This window comes from Enterococcus ureilyticus (assembly GCF_001730315.1).
Lineage (GTDB): Bacteria > Bacillota > Bacilli > Lactobacillales > Enterococcaceae > Enterococcus_L > Enterococcus_L ureilyticus.
This window is the reverse complement of record NZ_MIKC01000001.1, coordinates 172,440-190,999: the sequence shown is the minus strand read 5'-3', so window position 1 is coordinate 190,999 and position 18,560 is coordinate 172,440. Positions and strand designations below refer to the sequence as shown.

Below are 18,560 nucleotides of genomic sequence, written 5' to 3'. Positions count from 1 at the left end.
ATTTCTGGCACTTTTTTTAGATGGTAGTATGTTCGTCAGACGTTTTGTTGAATGAAGTGAAGATAATTTACTAACATTCTTTTTTATTTTATGTCTGAACAAAACCTTGAAGTGCTAGTAGATAAACGAAAGAAGCAAAAAGAATCTCCCTTTAAAAATTACTGCCAAAGCGTTATAAAGATAAAGAGACAGGAGCCTCTCATAAGGTTTCTTTTTTTCTAAACATATTAAATTTCTTTAAATGATAAAGATTTTTTTGAAACAACCTATCAAAAAAGAACGAAATGGAGGGGACAAAATTGAGCCATGAACACTTTCATACATTTATTGACTATTATGAAAAAACAATTATTTACAAAGAAATCTATTAATTTGGCATAAGGGTAACATTATACATAATAGCAGCTATGGATCAGCAAATATAGAAATGAATGTACCTCATGATGATAGAAAACGCTTTAAGATTGCTTCTTTAACAAAAGCTTTTACCGCAATGCTAGTGTTTTGTTTACATGATAAAGGTTTATTAAATATCTATGACTCAGTAAAGAAATATCTTCCTCTTTTGGAAAAGTATAAATCGGTTACACTATATCATTGCCTAACTTGTTCCTCTGGAATTCCAGATTTTGCAAGTAAGTCTGATTATTGGGATAAAAACATGAGGATACCACAAGATATAAGTAATGTTATTGAAGAAATTTATCAAGATGAGTTGAATTTTACTCCTGGTACTGCTTATGAGTATTCTTCAACAGGGTATTTAATTATCACAAAAATTATTGAGAGCGTAACAAAATTAAGTTATGATGAGGCACTTAAAAAATATATTTTAATTCCTTTAGAGTTGAAGGATGCAGGTTGTATGAATAATGTTGATGTTGTGCCTAATCTGGTTGACAGTTATGGATTTTGGGTTGAGGACATTCAAGCTGCAAAAACAGATATGTCGTTTCCAACAGGAGCGGCAGGTATGTATTCCACAACCAATGACCTGTCGAAATGGGGAAGAGCTATTATTGACAAACGGTTAATCCCAGAAGCGCTCTATCAAATTTATGAGACTGCTTATAAAGCAAGCTATGCATGTGGCTGGGACGTGACGACCATTGAACAAAAGGAAGTTATACAACATCAAGGGGACTTAGATGGTTTTGCTACAAGTATCAAAATTTGTCGTGAAGAAGAGATAGTAGTCGTTTTTCTTTCTAATCAAGAAATTATTCCAGTCACGAATATTACTAAAAGAGCTGTGGCACATCTATTAGGCCATCCTTTTTTAATAACACCCTTAAAAAAAGTAAGTATTTCAAAAGAAATTTTATTAAAACTAACGAATAGCTATCACTACTACGATTCTACACATTCGATTCATAAAGAATTAGAAGTTGCTTTGGAAGGTGAACAGTTATTTTTATACTGCTTTAAACGATATGATATTCAGTATAAATTTAGGCTAAATTCTTTTTTGGATGAAGATGAAAATGTTGTCTTAAAAGCGGAAAAAATCGATGAAAGAATCATTTTTCTGCCAAATGAGAATCCAACATATATCACATTCAATGAGGAAAAAATTAGTTTAGAACAATCATAGTGAGACAAAAATCCCCTAAAAACGATCAGAGAGGGAGATCAAATGAAAAAATATAGGTATCTAGTAATGATAGTAGGAGTTATCTTGCTATCAGGATGTACTAAAAAAGAAGAAATCAAAGAAATTTCGTATACAACTTCTAGCTTTGGCATTATAGTCAAAGCGATTACAGTGAACACGGAGGAACGGACCAAAAAAATATTTATAAATAATGATTATACTAAAGGAGGAGCGCCAAGGAAAATGAGTGAGATTCCAGAGGAGGAGTTTGACATTTATGATATCAACGATGTTGAAGAGATTTTCAAAGAAATCGACAAAGTAGACATTCCTCATTGGAAAGAGCGATATATGAATAAGCATATCATGGATGGCTATCAATGGTCGTTAATTGTTAAATATAAAAGTGGGGAAATGAAAACGAGTTCTGGTAGTAATGATAAGCCAAAGAAATTTGACGAATTGATCCATGTATTGTTTGATACCAAGGAGTAATGTTATCCAAACACCTCACAGAGAAGGCTATTGATTGATAAAACACTACTTAAAGTTAGAATAGTCTTAAAGCGTTGATTGTATCATCATTAGTCATTGCAAGTTTTTTACAGGAAATGTACTTGAGCGAATTAGTTTTCTATTTCAGATTTGGGGCGTTTTGATTTACCATTTACACGGCTATTCATTTTCCTCATGTTTTTATTTTAACTATAAGAAAATCGTTCATTAGAAAATGAATGAATCGAACTCAAAGACATTCAGAAATAGTGAGAGGCAATAATCAGGTTTTTCTGACTATTGTCCCTTTTTTTTAATCATTTTAGTGATTGAAAAAAAAAACACTCTCACTGTGTGTGGAAGAAGTAGTTTTAGTGATAAAACTCCATTCGATATACTAGATCATATAGATATGTTGGTAAGAAACTCATCTAAACTTAATAACATAAGTTTTCTGAGCTTAAAAAAAAGAAGTGCTGTAATTATTTATGGGTACTATACAAATGTACACTGGATGAATCAGTACTATAAAAGAAACTTGACTTTGATTAGAACAACTGATATATTTTTCCGGAACAAATCGTATTCATTACGATTTGCCTATCTTTAATCGAAATAAGGTGAGCGGTTAGAATGTAAAAATGAATGGATGACAAAGATTATAGGCAGATATTACGAATAGAGTACTGAAATTTATCTTTCTATAAAATAAGCGAATCAGAAAAATACGACTTAAAAGTAAATTTGTATTATGCAATAATTGATAATGAGAATCGTTCTCGATTGAGGGAGGAGTAGTATTTATGAAAATGTATGAAAATTGGTGGCAAGAGGGAAGTCATGGAGATCAAGAAATGGAAAATAGTCACTATGATGGTTGGCAAAACGTAATTGATTTGATTGACAAAAAGGATATACAGAATAGAACTATTTTAGATTTTGGATGTAATCAAGGTGGTTTTTTGCGGCATTTACATGATCGAATTCCATTTAGTAATGCTTATGGAGTAGACTTGGCAAAAAAAGCAATTGAAGTAGCAAATAGTCGAGTGACAGACTACCCAATCCATTATGTCAACACAGACGATGTCACAACTTTAGACACAAAGTTTGATACTGCAATTAGTACATCTGTTTTATATTTAATCGAAGATTTAGATACACATTTCGAGACAATATCAGCTGTTTTAAAAGATGAAGGTGTTTACTATGCTTCATTTTCTGACCAATCAAAAAATCCTAGTGTGCATTATATGAAGGAAAAAATAGATAAATATGGCGCAACCAAAATGCAAAACAAGACGTTGACAGAAGTTGTAGACAGTCTTGTAAAGCAAGGCTTTTCAGTAGAATTGATAAAAGAATATAGAGAACCAATCTATCAAGTTACACATTACAGAGAATTTTACCTATCAGTGGATGATTATATTTTATCTTGTGAGAATTCTTACTTGATTAAAGCTACAAAAAAAGGAGAAAAGCAATGAAGAAAAGAGTTAAAATGATGGGTCTATTGTTAGGATTAGTCTGTCTAGTTGGTTGTACGGCTATAACTGATAAAAATATCGACAATCAAGCACTAAAAACGGTTAATGTTGCTATATCCAATGAAGGGAAAGCAGATTTATTAGATGCCACATCTTATGATGCAGCTATGGCATTATATGGAGCAGTGTATGAGCCACTGATTGAATATGCAGGGAAAGGTGAATTCAAAGCTGGATTATCCGAATCGTGGGTTATTTCTGAGGATGGAAAAAAATATACGTTTCATTTAAAAAAGAATAGCAAGTTCTCTGATGGAAGTAAAGTAGACGCTGAAGCTGTGAAATTTACGATTGAGCGCGCGAAATATAACAATGAAACAACCTCATTACAAACTTTAACAAATCTTGAAAAAATCACGGTAATTGATGAAAATACAGTCGAGATGCTATTTACGAAAGTATCGAATCAAGTTCTCTCAGAGTTGTGTCAAACACGACCACTAAGAATTATGAGCCCAAATGCGGTAGAGAATCAGAAAATTGATGGAGAGTTTAAAAAAGCAATTGGTTCAGGACCTTTTGTCGTGGAAGAAAGCTCAGACGAACAGACGGTAATGAAAGCCAATCCATATTTTAACCATGAAACCCCAGTCAACTATAATGTAACATTTCAGACAATTGAAGATGGTAGCTCTCGCTCATTAGCACTTAAAAGTGGTGAAATAGATATTGCTGGAGGGACATTAGGGGATATTACTGATAGTGATATTTCCTCTTTAAAAAAAGATAAAAAATACAATGTTCATGAATTTACTGGAACGATGTCACATTTTTTAGCCTTTAATCCAGATAATTCTCAGCTAAGTGCCACCATTCGTAATGGGATAGAAGCAGCAATCAACAAATCTGAGCTATCTGATAAAAAGTTAGCCGGATTATTTCGTGAGAATATACAATATGTAACGGAAGAAAATCAGCACAATACTTCGTATGATTTAGATAAAGCAAAACAAATTTTTGAAAGCCAAGGTTATAAGCTCAATCAAAATAACTATTATGAGAAAGGAAATGAGAGGCTACAATTTACCTTAGTTATACAAACAACTGAATTTCCCGAATGGAAAGAAAAGGCAGAAGTTATTGAAAGCGAACTTAAAAATGCTGGTGTTAAGTTAAATATTCAGATTTTAGATAAAGAAAGCTATTATGATGTTTTATGGAAAACTAAAAAATATGATTTGATTTTTTATCGAACGTATACAGATGCGCTGCTTCCATATAATTTTTTGAACTCATTATTTCAAAACCAAGCAGGAACGCACGGTGTTTTGGCAAATGATGAAAAACTGACTAATTTATTAAATGATTATGCAACAACCAACGATAAAGCAAAACAACAAGACATTTTTAATAACATTTTTGCTCGTCTATCTGAAGAAACTCTAGCAATACCAATTGAATACAAGGATGAAAACTTTGTAACATCTGAAAAAATTTCTACATTTGAGTACTCTGGTTTATCGGATGCACCGATTGATTTCAAAAGATTAGCGGTGAACTAAATGTCTACGCACATTTTTTTGAAGAAAACCCTACGATTAATTATAAGCATGTTGCTCTTTACCTTTATACTTTATGGATTACTTTATTTGTCAACAGGTGACCCGGCATTAAGCGTGCTAAGAAAACTTGGCGTTCAAACTTTATCACCCGAAGTAATTATAGAAACACGAACAAAACTTGGGATAGAGGGTAATTTTTTTGATCAATACGTCCACTGGTTGCTAAATACTCTAAGAGGTGATTTAGGTCATTCATTTATGAATAATCTTCCTGTGAAAACACTACTTCTAGAAAAATTCTTCGTTACTTTTAGATTAATGAGTAGTTCTTTTATTCTTTGTATTGTTCTTTCGCTTTTAATTGGTGGAGTTATTGGGAATAGTTCGTCATATCAGTGGACGAAACAGATATTTTCGATTTTGTTATCTTTTCCAATTTATTGGTTAGCAATTTTAGCTATCTTTATTTTTGGTGTTCAGCTGAATTGGCTTCCCTTTGTTGGCAGTCGCTCTATTCGTCATTTTATTCTACCTGTTTTAGTTATCAGTTTTGCTGAAGGGAGTTATTTAACAAAAATGGTTAGCGATTTAGTTGCGACTGTGGCTAAAAGTGAACGACAAGTTTTGGCCAAATTTAGAGGGATCAAGTGCTACTACCGGTATTATTACCAGTTAAATGAGCTGTTTGTAGCGTTAATATCTCTGTATGGAACGAGTTTGGTTCACTTGTTTGGTAGCTGTGTGATGATAGAAATTATTTTTAGTATTTCTGGATTTGGAAAGCTACTGATGGATGCTATTTCAACTCGAGATTATCCGGTCATTCAAGGAATCACTTTAGTTGTTGCCTGCGGAACATTTATACTAAATTACTTGATTGATCTTGCTATTCAAAAAGTAGATAGCAGAGTCGTTATAAATCAAGGAGGGAAAGAATGAAAAGGATTGTTCAATTAATCTGTTTTATCAGTGTTAGTATAGTTGTCTTTTTGAATTTAAAAAATCCTTACCTGATTGATAAAGAGTGTCGCTTACAAGGAATCAGTTGGCAACATTGGTTTGGAACAGATTATTTAGGTAGAGATTTGTTTAGTCGCGTTATTTATGGGTGCTTTTATTCATTGAGTATCGCTCTTCTGGTTCTAATTGGCATTGTTTTAATCAGTCTCCTCTTAGGTGGTAGTGCAGGCTTGATTGGTGGGTTTATTGATTTAGTCATTACAATAGTTGCGGATATAATGATAAGTATTCCCTCGATGATTCTCGCTCTCGTTTTTGCAGGCCTTTTTTCTAATTCGATTTTCACTGTAATGGCAGCTTTAATTATCAGTGGCTCAGGAAAATATATTCGCTACATTCGAAATTTAGTGTTGAATATAAAAACGGAAGAGTTTGTTCTTCTAGCGCCATTAAGAGGTTCATTTACATTTCATACGTTGTTTTATCATATTTTACCTAATTTAGTGGCAGAATTAATGTCTTTGTTTACGACGGATTTAGGCAAAATACTGATAAGTATTTCTGGTTTGTCCTTTCTAGGTATCGGCATACAGCCACCAACACCTGAACTTGGTACAATTCTTTTTGATGGGAAAGCTTACTTTTTCGTTGCACCTTGGGTTTTTATTTTTCCTGGTATTTTGTTAAGCGGCATAGTTTTACTAACGCAAAGAATCAGCAAAAAGATCAATCAAAAATGGGGTGTAGTTTATGATTGAATTAATCGACTGTTCTGCTTTTTTGAAAAATCAAGAAATAGTAAAAGGAATTTCTTTAAAAATTCCCAAAGGAGCATTTTTTACAATTATTGGAGAAAGTGGTGGGGGGAAAACCATTTTGAGTCGGATGATCTTGAATTTACTGCCTGCTAATTTTCGCGTAACGGGTAAAATTAAGGCAGATAGAGAAAAAATGGATTTGGTTTTACAGGATCCAATAGGCAGTATGCAAAGGAATATACCGATACGAACCCAGCTGCATCAACTATTAAAATCAAAAGGAATAGAAAATAAAGAAGTTAGGCAAGTGCGAATTGAGCAACTTTTAAAGTGGGTTGGTTTTGATTCGGTTGATTCTATTTTAGATAAACGCACATTTGAGTTGAGTGGTGGTATGTGTCAAAGAGTTGCTATTGCCAGTGCGTTACTTACCGAACCTGAGATTTTGATAGTAGATGAACCAACAAGTGCGCTAGATGAAGTAAGTCAGAAAATGATTTTGGCTCTTTTGTGGAAGATTTACCAAGAAAAAAACTTAACGATTATTTTTATTACACATGATCTGACCATCGTCAAAGAATTTAGCACACATGTAGGTATTATGAAAGATGGGCAGCTTATCGAGGTTGGAGAGACCCAGCAAGTTATTAGCAATCCTAGTGAAAAGTACACGAAGGAGTTGATTCAGATATTTGAATAAGAATTCTAGTTTATTAAAGATTGATAAATTAAGCAAAACCTATAAAGAACAAATTGTTTTTCAAAATCTTGACCTTGTCATAAATCAGGGTGAGTGGGTAGGTGTCATAGGAAAAAATGGTTCGGGGAAATCCACGTTGACTAAAATTATTTTAGGATTGGAAACATATTCTGAAGGGGAAATTCATTTAAACGGACAAAAGCAAGAGCAATATGAGTTGCGTCAATGGATGCAAAACATTCAATTGGTCGCTCAATATACCCGAAATGCACTTGATCCTACCAAAAAAATTGAAAAAATACTTCAGGAACCATTGAGAAAATTTAGATTAGTAGATAAATCAAATGAAAATTTACGTATTAAGAAAGTTTTAGATGACTGTCATTTGCCAAAATCATTATTAACAAAGCGCCCTAGAGAACTTAGCGGTGGTCAATATCAGCGAGTTTGTATTGCATTGTCGTTATTAGTAAAACCTAAGTTACTGATTTGTGATGAGGCAACAGCAAGTTTGGATAAAATCAATGAATTGAGAATTATTCATTTACTAAAAAAACAGCAGGAAATGAGTGTACTTTTTATTTCTCATAATAAAAAGTTAGTAAATGAATGTTGTGACAATATATTTTTGTTAGAACATTAGTGCAAAACTAATGAGTGGTTTTGTCAAATGATAATACTAAAAATTCTAAGAAAAAACTCTAGGAAAGTGATAATTGTCAGTGGAATAACCATTACATTTTGGCTGCATTTAACACGGAAGTATCATCGAATATTATTTGTCAAGTTAAAACCCATTTGAGGCTGAGCAATAATTCTATGAATCATATACCAGCCTCAATGATTCTAACTAAATGATTACCGCACAAATGGTTCGTAAGCTTTATTTCGATTCTTTTGTTTGCTATTTAATCAGCAAGAAATCGACTGTTTCTCAGTAAGGACACAAATTTGTTTCTCTAAAATATTCAACATGTTTTCCATTTCCTTAAAATAGCTGTGATAAATTTTCCCACAAGCATAATAGTCACGAATGATTTTCTTTTTGTTCACAGGTATATTTTGGTCACTGAAAAAATCATTTAGTAATAACAACGGTTTTTCCCAGGATTGCATTCTTTCTAAGACTTCTTTTATATCTAAAATATCCTGATAAGGAACTGCTTTAACACATTTTACTGGTTTTTTCATAAAAAATCTTCCTTTCTTTCGTTCAAAATAATGTGAGAAACGATACAAAAAAACGATACAAGCAGTGTACAACTACCAATATCGTTTCCAATGCGAGAGAAGTTTAGCTAAACGACCGAAAAATAACAATCATGTCTAGAAATTCAGACAAAAGTTCGGTACAATAAAGAAGCTAGAACTTCGGAACTAGCAATGGGCAACTTGTATAGATAGTTTGGGCTGTCTATCCAGGGCTTTATCAATCGGTTGGCGCCAATTGATAAAGTGCCTATTTTTTCTGTTTTATGCTTGTACGATGTGTAAACTGTTCACCTCCCATGTAAAAGTAGCAGAATAGAAAAAAACGATATCAGTTTCCACCAATACCGTTGACAATAGTCCAACAAATAAACCTGTCTTTTGTATCTAAAAAGAAGTCAGATACAACAAAACAAGCGAGTTTGTTTCTCGCACTATTGGCAAGTTGTTCCGGCAGTTTGGGCTGTCATTACAATGTTCTTTTTATTGGATTGGCGGTCCAATAAAAAGTGCCAATGATTATTTAATTATCGTTTAAACTAGGAAAAGTTTCCTTCGTTTCATTTCTATTCTACGACTTAAGTATACCGAATTGAATACGCTAGCTCAACGGGAACAGAAGAAATTTTTTGAACTTTATTTTCATGAAAAAACGTAAATAGTGCGTAATTAATAAGAGAAAGTGAGAGCGTATTGTTTCACGTTTTTTTAGCCCTTTTTCGCAAATGTTAGAACCTATTGATTTTCATACCTCGACCAACCCCACCAATTTGGAACTAGCTCTTCAAGGGGAATCGTTTCTCGTTTCTGATAATCAACCATAATTTCTGTATCTTTATTTTTTTGAGAAAACTGTAGCAATAATTCTCTACAAGCACCGCAGGGCATTCCGCCCAGACCTTCAGGTGCTTCACTTCGAAAAGTGATGATACGTTTTATAACGGTTTGACCACTATTCATATACATATTTAAAGCGGCTGTCCGTTCAGCACATAAATCCATTACGCCACTGCAACTTTCAATACAAAAACCAGTGTAAATTTCGCCGTTTTCACTTTCTAAAGCACTGACTACATGGTGTGCATAAATAAATGGCGTGACTTCTGTGGGATAATATACTTTTTTCGCTTTTTCATACAAGGTTTCCCAGATATCAATAAATGTACCTCCGTTATTTAGTGATGGTCTTAATTATAGCAAGTGGCTACTGTAAAAGACAATGAACGTTTGTAATTAAAAAATGCTGGAGTGAAGAAGTATCCTCATTCCAGCTACATGCTCTTTATTTGCTTTTTAATTGGATTCTTCCCGAAAAGATTTCACTCTTTTTACACCTCTCCAAAGGTTGAGAAGTGCCAATATTGCACCTAAAATGAGTGGAAGCCACAGTATTTCTGGTGCATACCCTAATGTTTCTAGTTGTTCAGTAGCATGACTGTCTTCCAAAGTCCATAACCCTTGTAGCACCTGAAAACTAAACGCCATCATAAAGGATGAGATCAGTAAAAGAACGAATCCGATATAATGCAGCTTGCTTTTTTTTCTAATAATAGCAAATACAACATATAAAAAAAGTAGAAAGATGGGGACGCCAAAAGCAAAGTATGGATTTAACATAGAAAAGCCTCCGTATGTAAAAATTGAATAATATAATTTGTTAGAAATACAACTATTCGTTGCTCCATGACTCAATCATACTGCAATTTTTTCAATTTGCAAAATATATTTTTTGTTAAAGCTATAGTTATTACAAATGACAAAGTGTTTATTTTCTACTAAACTAAAGAAGAAGGAGTGAGTTCTAAATGTCAGCTTATGCAGCACCAATCAAAACTGCGATAATCGTTTTTCCTTTTTTAGCCTTTGCGATTTCATTTGTGCTTGTGATTCGTGAATACCGGAAATACGGAACATTTTTATTCAGAAGAGCACTAATACTTTATTCATTTGTTTTCTATTTACTATGCGCTTATTTTTTAATTATTTTACCACTGCCGCCTCGAACTGAGGTAGCGCAATATACGAGCCAAATGTTAGAATTGCGGCCGTTTTATTTTGTTAACCGTTTTATGCAAGAGACGGTCTTGAATATTCATGATCCAAGTACCTTTATCCCAGCGTTAAGGCAAGGCGTCGTGTTGGAGCCGGTTTTCAACGTTCTGTTGCTCGTTCCTTTTGGGGTGTATTTACGTTATTATTACAAACTTTCATTCAAAAAAGTAGTTCTCGCTAGTTTTCTCTTGTCGCTGTTTTTTGAGTTAACGCAGTTGAGCGGGTTGTATTTTATTTATCCTAGACCTTATCGGTTAGCGGACGTGAATGATTTGATCAATAATACGTTTGGTGGAATTGTCGGTTATACGATTACACCGATGTTGACCTTTTTATTTCCAACAAGAGACGAGTTGGATGAAGCCGCCTATGAAAAAGGGCAATCCGTTAGTTTATTTCGGCGTTTTGTGGCTTTTTTGATCGATTGGTTTGTGATTTCGATTGTGCAAGCGATTGGGATGTTTACGCTCAATTTAATCCCAGAATACAAACAATGGTTTGTGGGATATCCTGCATTAGAAGGACGAGTCTGGTTTTTCGCTATGGTGTTTATAGTGTTTATGTTGCTACCTAAGCTTACGAATGGGGAAACAATCGGCAAGAAAGTTGTGCGTATTCAAGTTGTAGAAGAAGGGCATGAAAAAATTCGTTTCAGAGCGTTATTTATCCGGTATGGTTATTTGTATGTTGTTTATGGTTTGATCAGTTCTTACATGACGAGTTCAGCTGATTTACTCAATTCTAGTAATCGGATGTTACAGTTAGTGAGTCTTATGTTGTTTCTATTTTGCTCGTTTCTATTATTGCTATTTTTCATTAATGTTCTGTATGTATTGGTTAGAAAGAAGCGTCGATTATTTTATGAAAAGGCGAGCCATACCTATACGATCAGCACGATAAAAAGAGAGGAAAATGTAGAAAATCAATAAGGAATCGCAGTTTTTGTGGTATAATGCATGAGGACTTACACAACAAGTTTGAAAGAGGTGAGGTAAATGAGTTCATTTAAACAATTTCAGTTCAACGATTTTATCATGGAAGCACTAGCAGATAAAGGGTTTGAGCAACCAACAGAAGTACAAGAAAAATTGATCCCTGTCATTAAAAAAGGTAAGAGTGTGATTGGTCAATCACAAACCGGAAGCGGTAAGACCCACACCTTTTTATTACCATTGATGAATAAAGTAAATCCTCAATTGGATGAAGTACAAATTCTAATTACGGCCCCTAGCCGAGAGTTAGCGAATCAAATTTATCAAGAAGCGATTCAAATCGCTAAATTCAGTCAACCAGAAATGCGTGTGACAAATTTTGTGGGTGGAACGGACAAACAACGACAAGTTGCGAAGCTGAAAAAACAACAACCCCATGTGGTGATTGGAACGCCGGGACGTATTTTAGATTTGATGAATGAACAAGCGTTAAAAGCACATACGGCATTTGCTTTCGTTGTCGATGAAGCGGACATGACGTTAGATATGGGCTTTTTAGAAGAGGTCGATCAGATTGCTGGGCGTTTACCAGACAAATTACAAATGCTGGTTTTCTCCGCAACGATTCCTGAAAAGTTAAAACCCTTCTTAAAAAAATATATGGAAAACCCTGTTATCGAGCATATTAAACCTAAAAATATCATTTCCGAAACGATTGATAATTGGCTGATTTCTACAAAAGGAAAAGATAAAAATCGTTTGATTTATCAATTATTAACGATTGGTCATCCGTATTTAGTGATTATATTTGCGAATACGAAACAACGTGTGGATGAAATTACTGATTACTTAAAAGATCAAGGCTTGAAAGTCGCAAAAATTCATGGGGATATTTCTCCTAGAGAACGTAAACGTGTGATGCGCCAAGTTCAAGATCTAGAATTTCAATATGTCGTTGCGACGGATTTAGCTGCGCGTGGAATCGACATTGAAGGTGTTTCTCACGTGATCAATGCAGAAGTTCCAAGTGATTTGGATTTCTTTATTCATCGAGTAGGTAGAACTGGGCGTAACGGATTAGACGGAACCGCCATTACGTTGTATTCACCAGCTGATGAAGAAGCAATTTCTGAGGTTGAGGACTTGGGTATCAAGTTCCAACCAAAAGAAATCAAAAATGGCGAGATTATTGATACGTATGATCGTAATCGTCGAACAAAACGTGAAAAGTCTAAAGATGCCTTAGAAGACCCAACATTGATTGGTTTGGTCAAAAAGAAAAAGAAAAAAATCAAACCAGGGTATAAAAAGAAAATTGAATGGGCAATTTCAGCTAGCAATAAGCAAAAGCGTAAAGTTGAACGCCGTCAACAAACTAGAACAGCGAAAAAGTCTAAAAAAAATAGTTATAAATAAAAATCAGCAGCAAGATGAGCAAGTCATCTTAGCTGCTGATTTTTTTGATCATTTCTACACAAACAAGGCCGTCTTCTATGTACTCATCAGAGTTTACTTCGTAGTTCAACGATTGGTAAAAAGATACAGCGGTTTTTTCTGCAGATAAAATACTGAATACAAAGCCTTCTTTCGTAGCTTTATCTTCTAATAGTCGAAGTAATGTTCGACCAATTCCCTTGTTGCGATGCTCTTTTCTTACACAAAAACGGTCTGGTTGAATTGTGTCCCCATCTTTTTTCTGATAACGAATGGTTGCGACTGCTAGTGAGTGGTCATAAACAACAAAATAATTTCGCTCTGGTGTATCTAGTTCATCAAATTCATCTTGTAATGAAATGCCTTGTTCTAAAACAAAAACATCATAACGCAAAGCAAATGCTGCCGCCTGATGCCAGCGTTCACAGCCAAAGTGAGTGTGCATATAAGCCCTCCAGATAATTTTCTTAGTGAAAGATTCATTCAATGGTATACTTAATCATAACAGATAGATTTGATGTCATCTAGCAATACTTGCTAGCTCTGCTTTTAAAATACGAGGAGGGTTTAACTTGGACCTATTTGAACAAATTGAGTGGGCAAATTGGAAGAACTTAAAAGATGCTGAAAAAGAAATACTTTTACACCAACTATTGATGTATTTTGTTCCGCCAACAATAGAAGTTAATACAATTGAATTAGTAAATTTTGAACTATATGGCATTAAATGCCGCACCTTTGAATTGGAATTAAACGGTGAACTATTTGTTTTCATTCCAGGCAATAACGAAGCGATCCTTGGCTGGAATTTAGGGGCAGAAGGCTTAAGAGCACATGAATTGTTAGGGTTTGATGTAGAGCATTTAGCAAAGAATACATTTAAAACAACATTGACGAACGAAGCAATTGATTCTGCCGCTGAGTGGAATGAAGCAGAAATGAGCTATGATTTAACTTCCTTAGAAGGGATTTCTGATTACATAAATGAGCATACGACCGATTTAAGAAAAGTTAAAATTCCTGCTATGTTTGTTCAAAAATACGCATTACCGGCAGGAACAGAATTTTTGGGGATTTTTGATACCGTCACAGGAACGTTTGAAGGAGAAATAGAACAATTTTTCCCCCATGAAAAGCAGATTTGCGAAAAATTATTTCCAAGGCTATCAGCTGCTGAAAGTCTTAGTTGGTCATTTCCAAAAACACTTTTGGAGAAAGACAAATTTTATTTAGAATTTTTACCTGAGTCTGATTATTATTTTGTTTATAGCCATTCAGATTGTACTCATGCGGAATTAAAATTATCGCTTAAACGAGAGGGATTTGGTTTATTATCAGAAGATCAATGGGAATTTGCTGTAGGTGCGGGAACCAGACGCTTATTCCGTTGGGGCAATGAATTGCTCATTCAAGAAAATGAATCCGGCCGCCATATTAAAAGTAAAATGGATGGTGCGAATATGTTCGGTTTAGTGATCGATACGCAAAGGGATCGTTATGAATTGACGTCTAATCCGACCGCTATAAAGTTGACTCAAAAAGGATCGAATCAGAGTAGCTTGATTGAAGAGATGCTGCCGTTATCGACTTATTTTACTTCAGATCATGTTATTTTACCTGAACAAAAATTAGGCCCAACCGACTATTTGTATCGAAAAGCGATTCTAATTGAAAATTAAAATAGAAAGCATTGACTTTTTTTTGTTCTTTCCTTATAATTTGTAGGGAATCTAAAGGATATGATTCGTTTTTTAGTGTTTACAGAAAGTTCTTCAGTGCTGAAAGAAGAATAGCACGGAAATGTAATTGCTCCCTTTACATAAGTTTTGATAGAAATATCAACGAGACTCTGCGTTATGGAGATTAAGAGGTAATGATAAACATCATTGCAATCAAGGTGGTACCGCGAGCATTCGTCCTTGACTGCAATGATGTTTTTGCGCGTTTTATACTAGTTTGGCAGAACAGTATAAAAAGAGACGGCTGGAGCATGAAATCATTATCTAGAGAAAGGAGTAGTTCTTTGAAAGTATTTTTCATTTTTGGTCCTCAGGCTGTTGGGAAAATGACTATTGGAGAAATTATTGCAGATAAATTAAGGCTTCCATTACTTCATAATCATATGACTTTGGAGTTGCTTCAACCCTTATTTGGCTGGACTCCTGCGACTTTCAGTCTTTCAAGAGAATTTCGTGAAGCCATCTTTAGTAAGATTGCAAAAGAGTCAATTGGAAATGGTTTAGTCTTTACTTTTGTTTTGGGGTTTGATTTAAAAGAGGACATTGAAGAATTTAATCAATATAAGGCAATTTTTTCTGATAAAGGAATCGACATTTATTTTATCGAACTAGAAGCTGAACTAGAAGAACGAGTGTACAGAAACAAAACAGAATATCGTTTGAGTAAAAAAGCTTCAAAGCAGAATGTCGCTCATTCGGAAAAAGAACTTTTATTAGCTAATGAACAGCATCGATTGAACTCGTTTCCAGGTGAAATTGATGAAAAATATTATTATCGACTAGATGTTACAAAGCTGACGGCCCAGCAAGCGGCTGATCAAATTTTAGAACAGTTTGAATTAAATTAAAGTAGAATAATGTTTTGTTTTATAAAATACCAATCACTTATTTTAGAAAGTAGGAATCGAACAATGAAACAATTATCAAGTAGTCAAGTTCGTCAAATGTATTTAGACTTTTTCAAATCAAAAGGACATTCTGTGGAGCCAAGTGCGTCTTTAGTGCCTGTCAATGATCCAACCTTATTATGGATCAATTCAGGTGTTGCAACGTTGAAGAAATATTTTGATGGCTCAGTCGTTCCAGAAAATCCAAGAATCACGAATGCGCAAAAATCGATTCGGACCAATGATATTGAAAACGTTGGGAAAACAGCGCGTCACCATACCATGTTTGAAATGTTAGGGAACTTCTCGATCGGTGATTATTTTAAAACAGAAGCGATCCATTGGGCATGGGAATTTTTAACGTCTCCTGAATGGATGGCCTTTGATCCTGAAAAATTATATGTCACAGTTTACCCAAAAGATACGGAAGCAAAACGGATTTGGCATGAAGAAGTTGGGTTATCAATGGATCATATCATTGATATTGAAGATAATTTTTGGGATATCGGTGCGGGGCCTTGTGGTCCAGATTCAGAAATTTTCTATGATCGTGGGGAGTCGTTTAACGATGTTGCAGAAGATGATCCAGAAAATTATCCTGGTGGTGAAAATGAACGTTATTTAGAAATTTGGAACTTAGTATTTTCTGAATTTAACCACCAAGCAGATGATACTTACGAGCCGTTACCGCATAAAAATATTGATACGGGCATGGGCTTAGAGCGCATGGTTTCCATTGTTCAAAATGCACCGACGAACTTTGAAACAGATTTATTTATGCCGATCATACATGCAGTAGAAAAATTAAGCGGACAAGTAATCTATGGCCAATCACCGCAAACGGATATTTCATTTAAAGTCATTGCTGACCATATCCGTGCCTTATCGTTTGCAATCGGTGATGGAGCGTTACCATCAAATGAAGGTCGTGGCTATGTCTTGCGTCGTTTATTACGTCGTGCGGTTATGCATGGTAAAAAATTAGGAGTTAACGAAGCTTTCTTGTACAAACTAGTTCCGGTAGTTGGCGAAGTAATGGTAAGTTATTATCCAGAAGTACTACAACAAAAAGAATTCATCGAAAAAGTAGTGCGCACAGAAGAAGAACGTTTCCATGAAACAATCAATGAAGGATTAGATATTTTAAATGAGTTAATTGAAAAAGTAAAAGCGACTAGTGAAGATACGTTAAATGGAAAAGATATCTTCAAATTGTACGATACGTATGGTTTCCCTGTGGAATTAACAGAAGAAGTTGCAGAAGATTCAGGCTTGAAAGTAGATCATGCTGGATTTGAAAAAGAAATGGAAGCTCAAAGAGCACGGGCTCGTTCTGCTAGAAGTAAAGCAACATCAATGGGTGTTCAATCGGCTGTTCTAACGGATATTAAAGTTGAGAGTAAATTTGTCGGGTATAGTCATTTAGAAGCGACAAGCAAACTTTTAATTATTTTAAAAGAGGAAGAAATTCTTAGCGAGCTTTCAGAAGGGACAGCTCAACTGATCTTTGCTGAAACGCCTTTCTATGCGGAAATGGGAGGACAAGTTGCCGATCACGGAACAATCAAAGATCAAAACGGCACCATTGTAGCTCACGTAGAAAATGTCTTAAAAGCACCAAATGGCCAATTTTTACACACGGTTCAAGTAACAGGAAAATTAACTGAAAGTGCAACGTATGAACTACACGTTGATGAAAAAATGCGTAATCGTATTTTGAAAAATCATACAGCAACACACCTATTGCATCGTGCCTTGAAAGATATTTTAGGGGATCATGCCAATCAAGCCGGTTCATTAGTTGCTCCAGGACATTTACGTTTTGACTTCACTCATTTTGGTCAAGTGACAGCTGAAGAGTTAGTTCAAATGGAAGCAATCGTGAACGAAAAAATTTGGGAGGCAATTCCTGTTGAAACAGTCGAAACAGATATCGACACAGCGAAAAATATGGGTGCTATGGCTTTATTTGGTGAAAAATACGGGAAAGAAGTCCGTGTTGTCAATATAGGTGGCTATTCAATCGAGCTTTGTGGAGGGACACATGTCACAAACACAGAAGATATCGGTATTTTCAAAATCGTTTCTGAATCAGGAATCGGTGCAGGCGTTCGTCGTATCGAAGCTGTTACAAGTAAAGAAGCGTATGAGTTAATGAATGAAGAAGAAAAACAATTAAAAGCCATTGCAGGGATCGTTAAATCGCCTCAATTAAAAGAAGTTGTCTCAAAGACAGAACAATTACAACAACAATTACGTGATCTACAAAAAGAAAATGAACAACTTGCTGGAAAATTAGCGAACCAACAAGCAGGAGACATTTTCAAAGATATCAAAGAAATCAATGGCACGACATATATTGCTGCAAAAGTAAATGTTAAAGATATGAATCAATTACGTCAATTAGCGGATCAATGGAAGCAAAAAGAACTTTCTGACGTATTGGTTTTAGCAACAGCACAAGAGGATAAAGTAAGCTTGTTAGCAGCTATATCTAAAGGAGCCAATGAAAAAGGGCTAAAAGCTGGTGATTTAATCAAAACAATTGCACCAAAAATTGGCGGCGGTGGCGGCGGTCGTCCGGATATGGCTCAAGCAGGTGGGAAAAATCCAGATGGGATCAACGATGCCTTAACGGAAGTCGCAAATTGGTTGTCTCAATCATAGAATAAATAGTGAGCATACAGCTAGTTTTGCCTAGTCTTATTAGCTACTAAAAAAAAGTTAGAACCCCAAGTAAAACTAATTTTA

General features: G+C 34.8%; 17 protein-coding genes. 13 read left to right on the top strand and 4 right to left on the bottom strand.

The features are described 5' to 3' along the window. The first annotated feature begins 370 nt into the window (after positions 1–370). From BCR24_RS00890 to BCR24_RS00855, 8 genes are all read left to right on the top strand, one after another. Positions 371–1,594 (top strand): serine hydrolase domain-containing protein, encoded by a 1,224-nt coding sequence (locus BCR24_RS00890; RefSeq protein WP_083244268.1) that lies wholly within the window; start codon positions 371–373, stop codon positions 1,592–1,594. 42 nt (positions 1,595–1,636) lie between these two features. Next, on the top strand, positions 1,637–2,089 hold the full coding sequence (locus tag BCR24_RS00885) for a hypothetical protein (RefSeq protein ID WP_069638673.1): 453 nt from the start codon (positions 1,637–1,639) through the stop codon (positions 2,087–2,089). An 803-nt stretch (positions 2,090–2,892) separates the two neighbouring features. Beyond that, positions 2,893–3,576, top strand: coding sequence for a class I SAM-dependent methyltransferase (locus BCR24_RS00880; RefSeq protein ID WP_069638672.1), 684 nt, complete (start codon positions 2,893–2,895; stop codon positions 3,574–3,576). Further along, complete coding sequence (locus tag BCR24_RS00875; RefSeq protein ID WP_069638671.1) at positions 3,573–5,138, top strand: ABC transporter substrate-binding protein; 1,566 nt, start codon at positions 3,573–3,575, stop codon at positions 5,136–5,138. Before BCR24_RS00880 ends, BCR24_RS00875 begins: the two co-directional genes overlap by 4 nt. Further along, positions 5,139–6,077, top strand: a complete 939-nt coding sequence (locus tag BCR24_RS00870; RefSeq protein ID WP_069638670.1) for an ABC transporter permease — start codon at positions 5,139–5,141, stop codon at positions 6,075–6,077. After that, positions 6,074–6,856: an ABC transporter permease gene (locus BCR24_RS00865; RefSeq protein ID WP_069638669.1), complete on the top strand. Its 783-nt coding sequence runs from the start codon at positions 6,074–6,076 to the stop codon at positions 6,854–6,856. The genes BCR24_RS00870 and BCR24_RS00865 overlap by 4 nt, the downstream gene beginning before the upstream one ends. After that, a complete protein-coding gene (locus tag BCR24_RS00860) occupies positions 6,849–7,556 on the top strand; it encodes an ATP-binding cassette domain-containing protein (RefSeq protein WP_069638668.1) in 708 nt (235 codons plus the stop codon). Before BCR24_RS00865 ends, BCR24_RS00860 begins: the two co-directional genes overlap by 8 nt. After that, positions 7,549–8,199, top strand: a complete 651-nt coding sequence (locus BCR24_RS00855) for an ABC transporter ATP-binding protein (RefSeq protein WP_069638667.1) — start codon at positions 7,549–7,551, stop codon at positions 8,197–8,199. Before BCR24_RS00860 ends, BCR24_RS00855 begins: the two co-directional genes overlap by 8 nt. Before the next feature lie 269 nt (positions 8,200–8,468). Here BCR24_RS00855 and BCR24_RS00850 read toward each other — a convergent pair whose 3' ends face one another. From BCR24_RS00850 to BCR24_RS00840, 3 genes are all read right to left on the bottom strand, one after another. Next, positions 8,469–8,747 (bottom strand): hypothetical protein, encoded by a 279-nt coding sequence (locus tag BCR24_RS00850; protein ID WP_069638666.1) that lies wholly within the window; start codon positions 8,745–8,747, stop codon positions 8,469–8,471. Between the two features lie 753 nt (positions 8,748–9,500). Then, entirely contained in the window at positions 9,501–9,923 is a 423-nt protein-coding gene (locus BCR24_RS00845; RefSeq protein ID WP_069638665.1) for a cytidine deaminase family protein, read from the bottom strand. Positions 9,924–10,058: 135 nt separating this feature from the next. Beyond that, entirely contained in the window at positions 10,059–10,382 is a 324-nt protein-coding gene (locus tag BCR24_RS00840) for a hypothetical protein (protein ID WP_010764520.1), read from the bottom strand. Between the two features lie 188 nt (positions 10,383–10,570). Here BCR24_RS00840 and BCR24_RS00835 point away from each other — a divergent pair, with 188 nt between their 5' ends. Further along, positions 10,571–11,746 (top strand): VanZ family protein, encoded by a 1,176-nt coding sequence (locus BCR24_RS00835; protein ID WP_069638664.1) that lies wholly within the window; start codon positions 10,571–10,573, stop codon positions 11,744–11,746. A 66-nt stretch (positions 11,747–11,812) separates the two neighbouring features. After that, on the top strand, positions 11,813–13,165 hold the full coding sequence (locus tag BCR24_RS00830; RefSeq protein ID WP_069638663.1) for a DEAD/DEAH box helicase: 1,353 nt from the start codon (positions 11,813–11,815) through the stop codon (positions 13,163–13,165). 28 nt (positions 13,166–13,193) lie between these two features. On the opposite strand, the gene BCR24_RS00825 is transcribed toward BCR24_RS00830, so the two are convergent. Next, entirely contained in the window at positions 13,194–13,628 is a 435-nt protein-coding gene (locus BCR24_RS00825) for a GNAT family N-acetyltransferase (protein WP_069638662.1), read from the bottom strand. Between the two features lie 127 nt (positions 13,629–13,755). Here BCR24_RS00825 and BCR24_RS00820 point away from each other — a divergent pair, with 127 nt between their 5' ends. From BCR24_RS00820 to alaS, 3 genes are all read left to right on the top strand, one after another. After that, positions 13,756–14,862, top strand: a complete 1,107-nt coding sequence (locus tag BCR24_RS00820) for a DUF7278 family profilin-like fold-containing protein (protein ID WP_069638661.1) — start codon at positions 13,756–13,758, stop codon at positions 14,860–14,862. A 194-nt stretch (positions 14,863–15,056) separates the two neighbouring features. Next, complete coding sequence (locus BCR24_RS00815; RefSeq protein ID WP_204638586.1) at positions 15,057–15,770, top strand: shikimate kinase; 714 nt, start codon at positions 15,057–15,059, stop codon at positions 15,768–15,770. 63 nt (positions 15,771–15,833) lie between these two features. Then, positions 15,834–18,476 (top strand): alanine--tRNA ligase, encoded by a 2,643-nt coding sequence (gene alaS, locus BCR24_RS00810; protein ID WP_069638659.1) that lies wholly within the window; start codon positions 15,834–15,836, stop codon positions 18,474–18,476. The last annotated feature ends 84 nt before the right edge of the window (positions 18,477–18,560 follow it).

Coding starts and splice junctions, on each gene's coding strand:
- BCR24_RS00825 (WP_069638662.1), bottom strand. CDS start 13,628: ATGCACACTCACTTTGGCTGTGAACGCTGGCATCAGGCGGCAGCATTT.
- BCR24_RS00865 (WP_069638669.1), top strand. CDS start 6,074: ATGAAAAGGATTGTTCAATTAATCTGTTTTATCAGTGTTAGTATAGTT.
- BCR24_RS00840 (WP_010764520.1), bottom strand. CDS start 10,382: ATGTTAAATCCATACTTTGCTTTTGGCGTCCCCATCTTTCTACTTTTT.
- alaS (WP_069638659.1), top strand. CDS start 15,834: ATGAAACAATTATCAAGTAGTCAAGTTCGTCAAATGTATTTAGACTTT.
- BCR24_RS00885 (WP_069638673.1), top strand. CDS start 1,637: ATGAAAAAATATAGGTATCTAGTAATGATAGTAGGAGTTATCTTGCTA.
- BCR24_RS00880 (WP_069638672.1), top strand. CDS start 2,893: ATGAAAATGTATGAAAATTGGTGGCAAGAGGGAAGTCATGGAGATCAA.
- BCR24_RS00815 (WP_204638586.1), top strand. CDS start 15,057: ATGATAAACATCATTGCAATCAAGGTGGTACCGCGAGCATTCGTCCTT.
- BCR24_RS00875 (WP_069638671.1), top strand. CDS start 3,573: ATGAAGAAAAGAGTTAAAATGATGGGTCTATTGTTAGGATTAGTCTGT.
- BCR24_RS00860 (WP_069638668.1), top strand. CDS start 6,849: ATGATTGAATTAATCGACTGTTCTGCTTTTTTGAAAAATCAAGAAATA.
- BCR24_RS00870 (WP_069638670.1), top strand. CDS start 5,139: ATGTCTACGCACATTTTTTTGAAGAAAACCCTACGATTAATTATAAGC.
- BCR24_RS00835 (WP_069638664.1), top strand. CDS start 10,571: ATGTCAGCTTATGCAGCACCAATCAAAACTGCGATAATCGTTTTTCCT.
- BCR24_RS00830 (WP_069638663.1), top strand. CDS start 11,813: ATGAGTTCATTTAAACAATTTCAGTTCAACGATTTTATCATGGAAGCA.
- BCR24_RS00850 (WP_069638666.1), bottom strand. CDS start 8,747: ATGAAAAAACCAGTAAAATGTGTTAAAGCAGTTCCTTATCAGGATATT.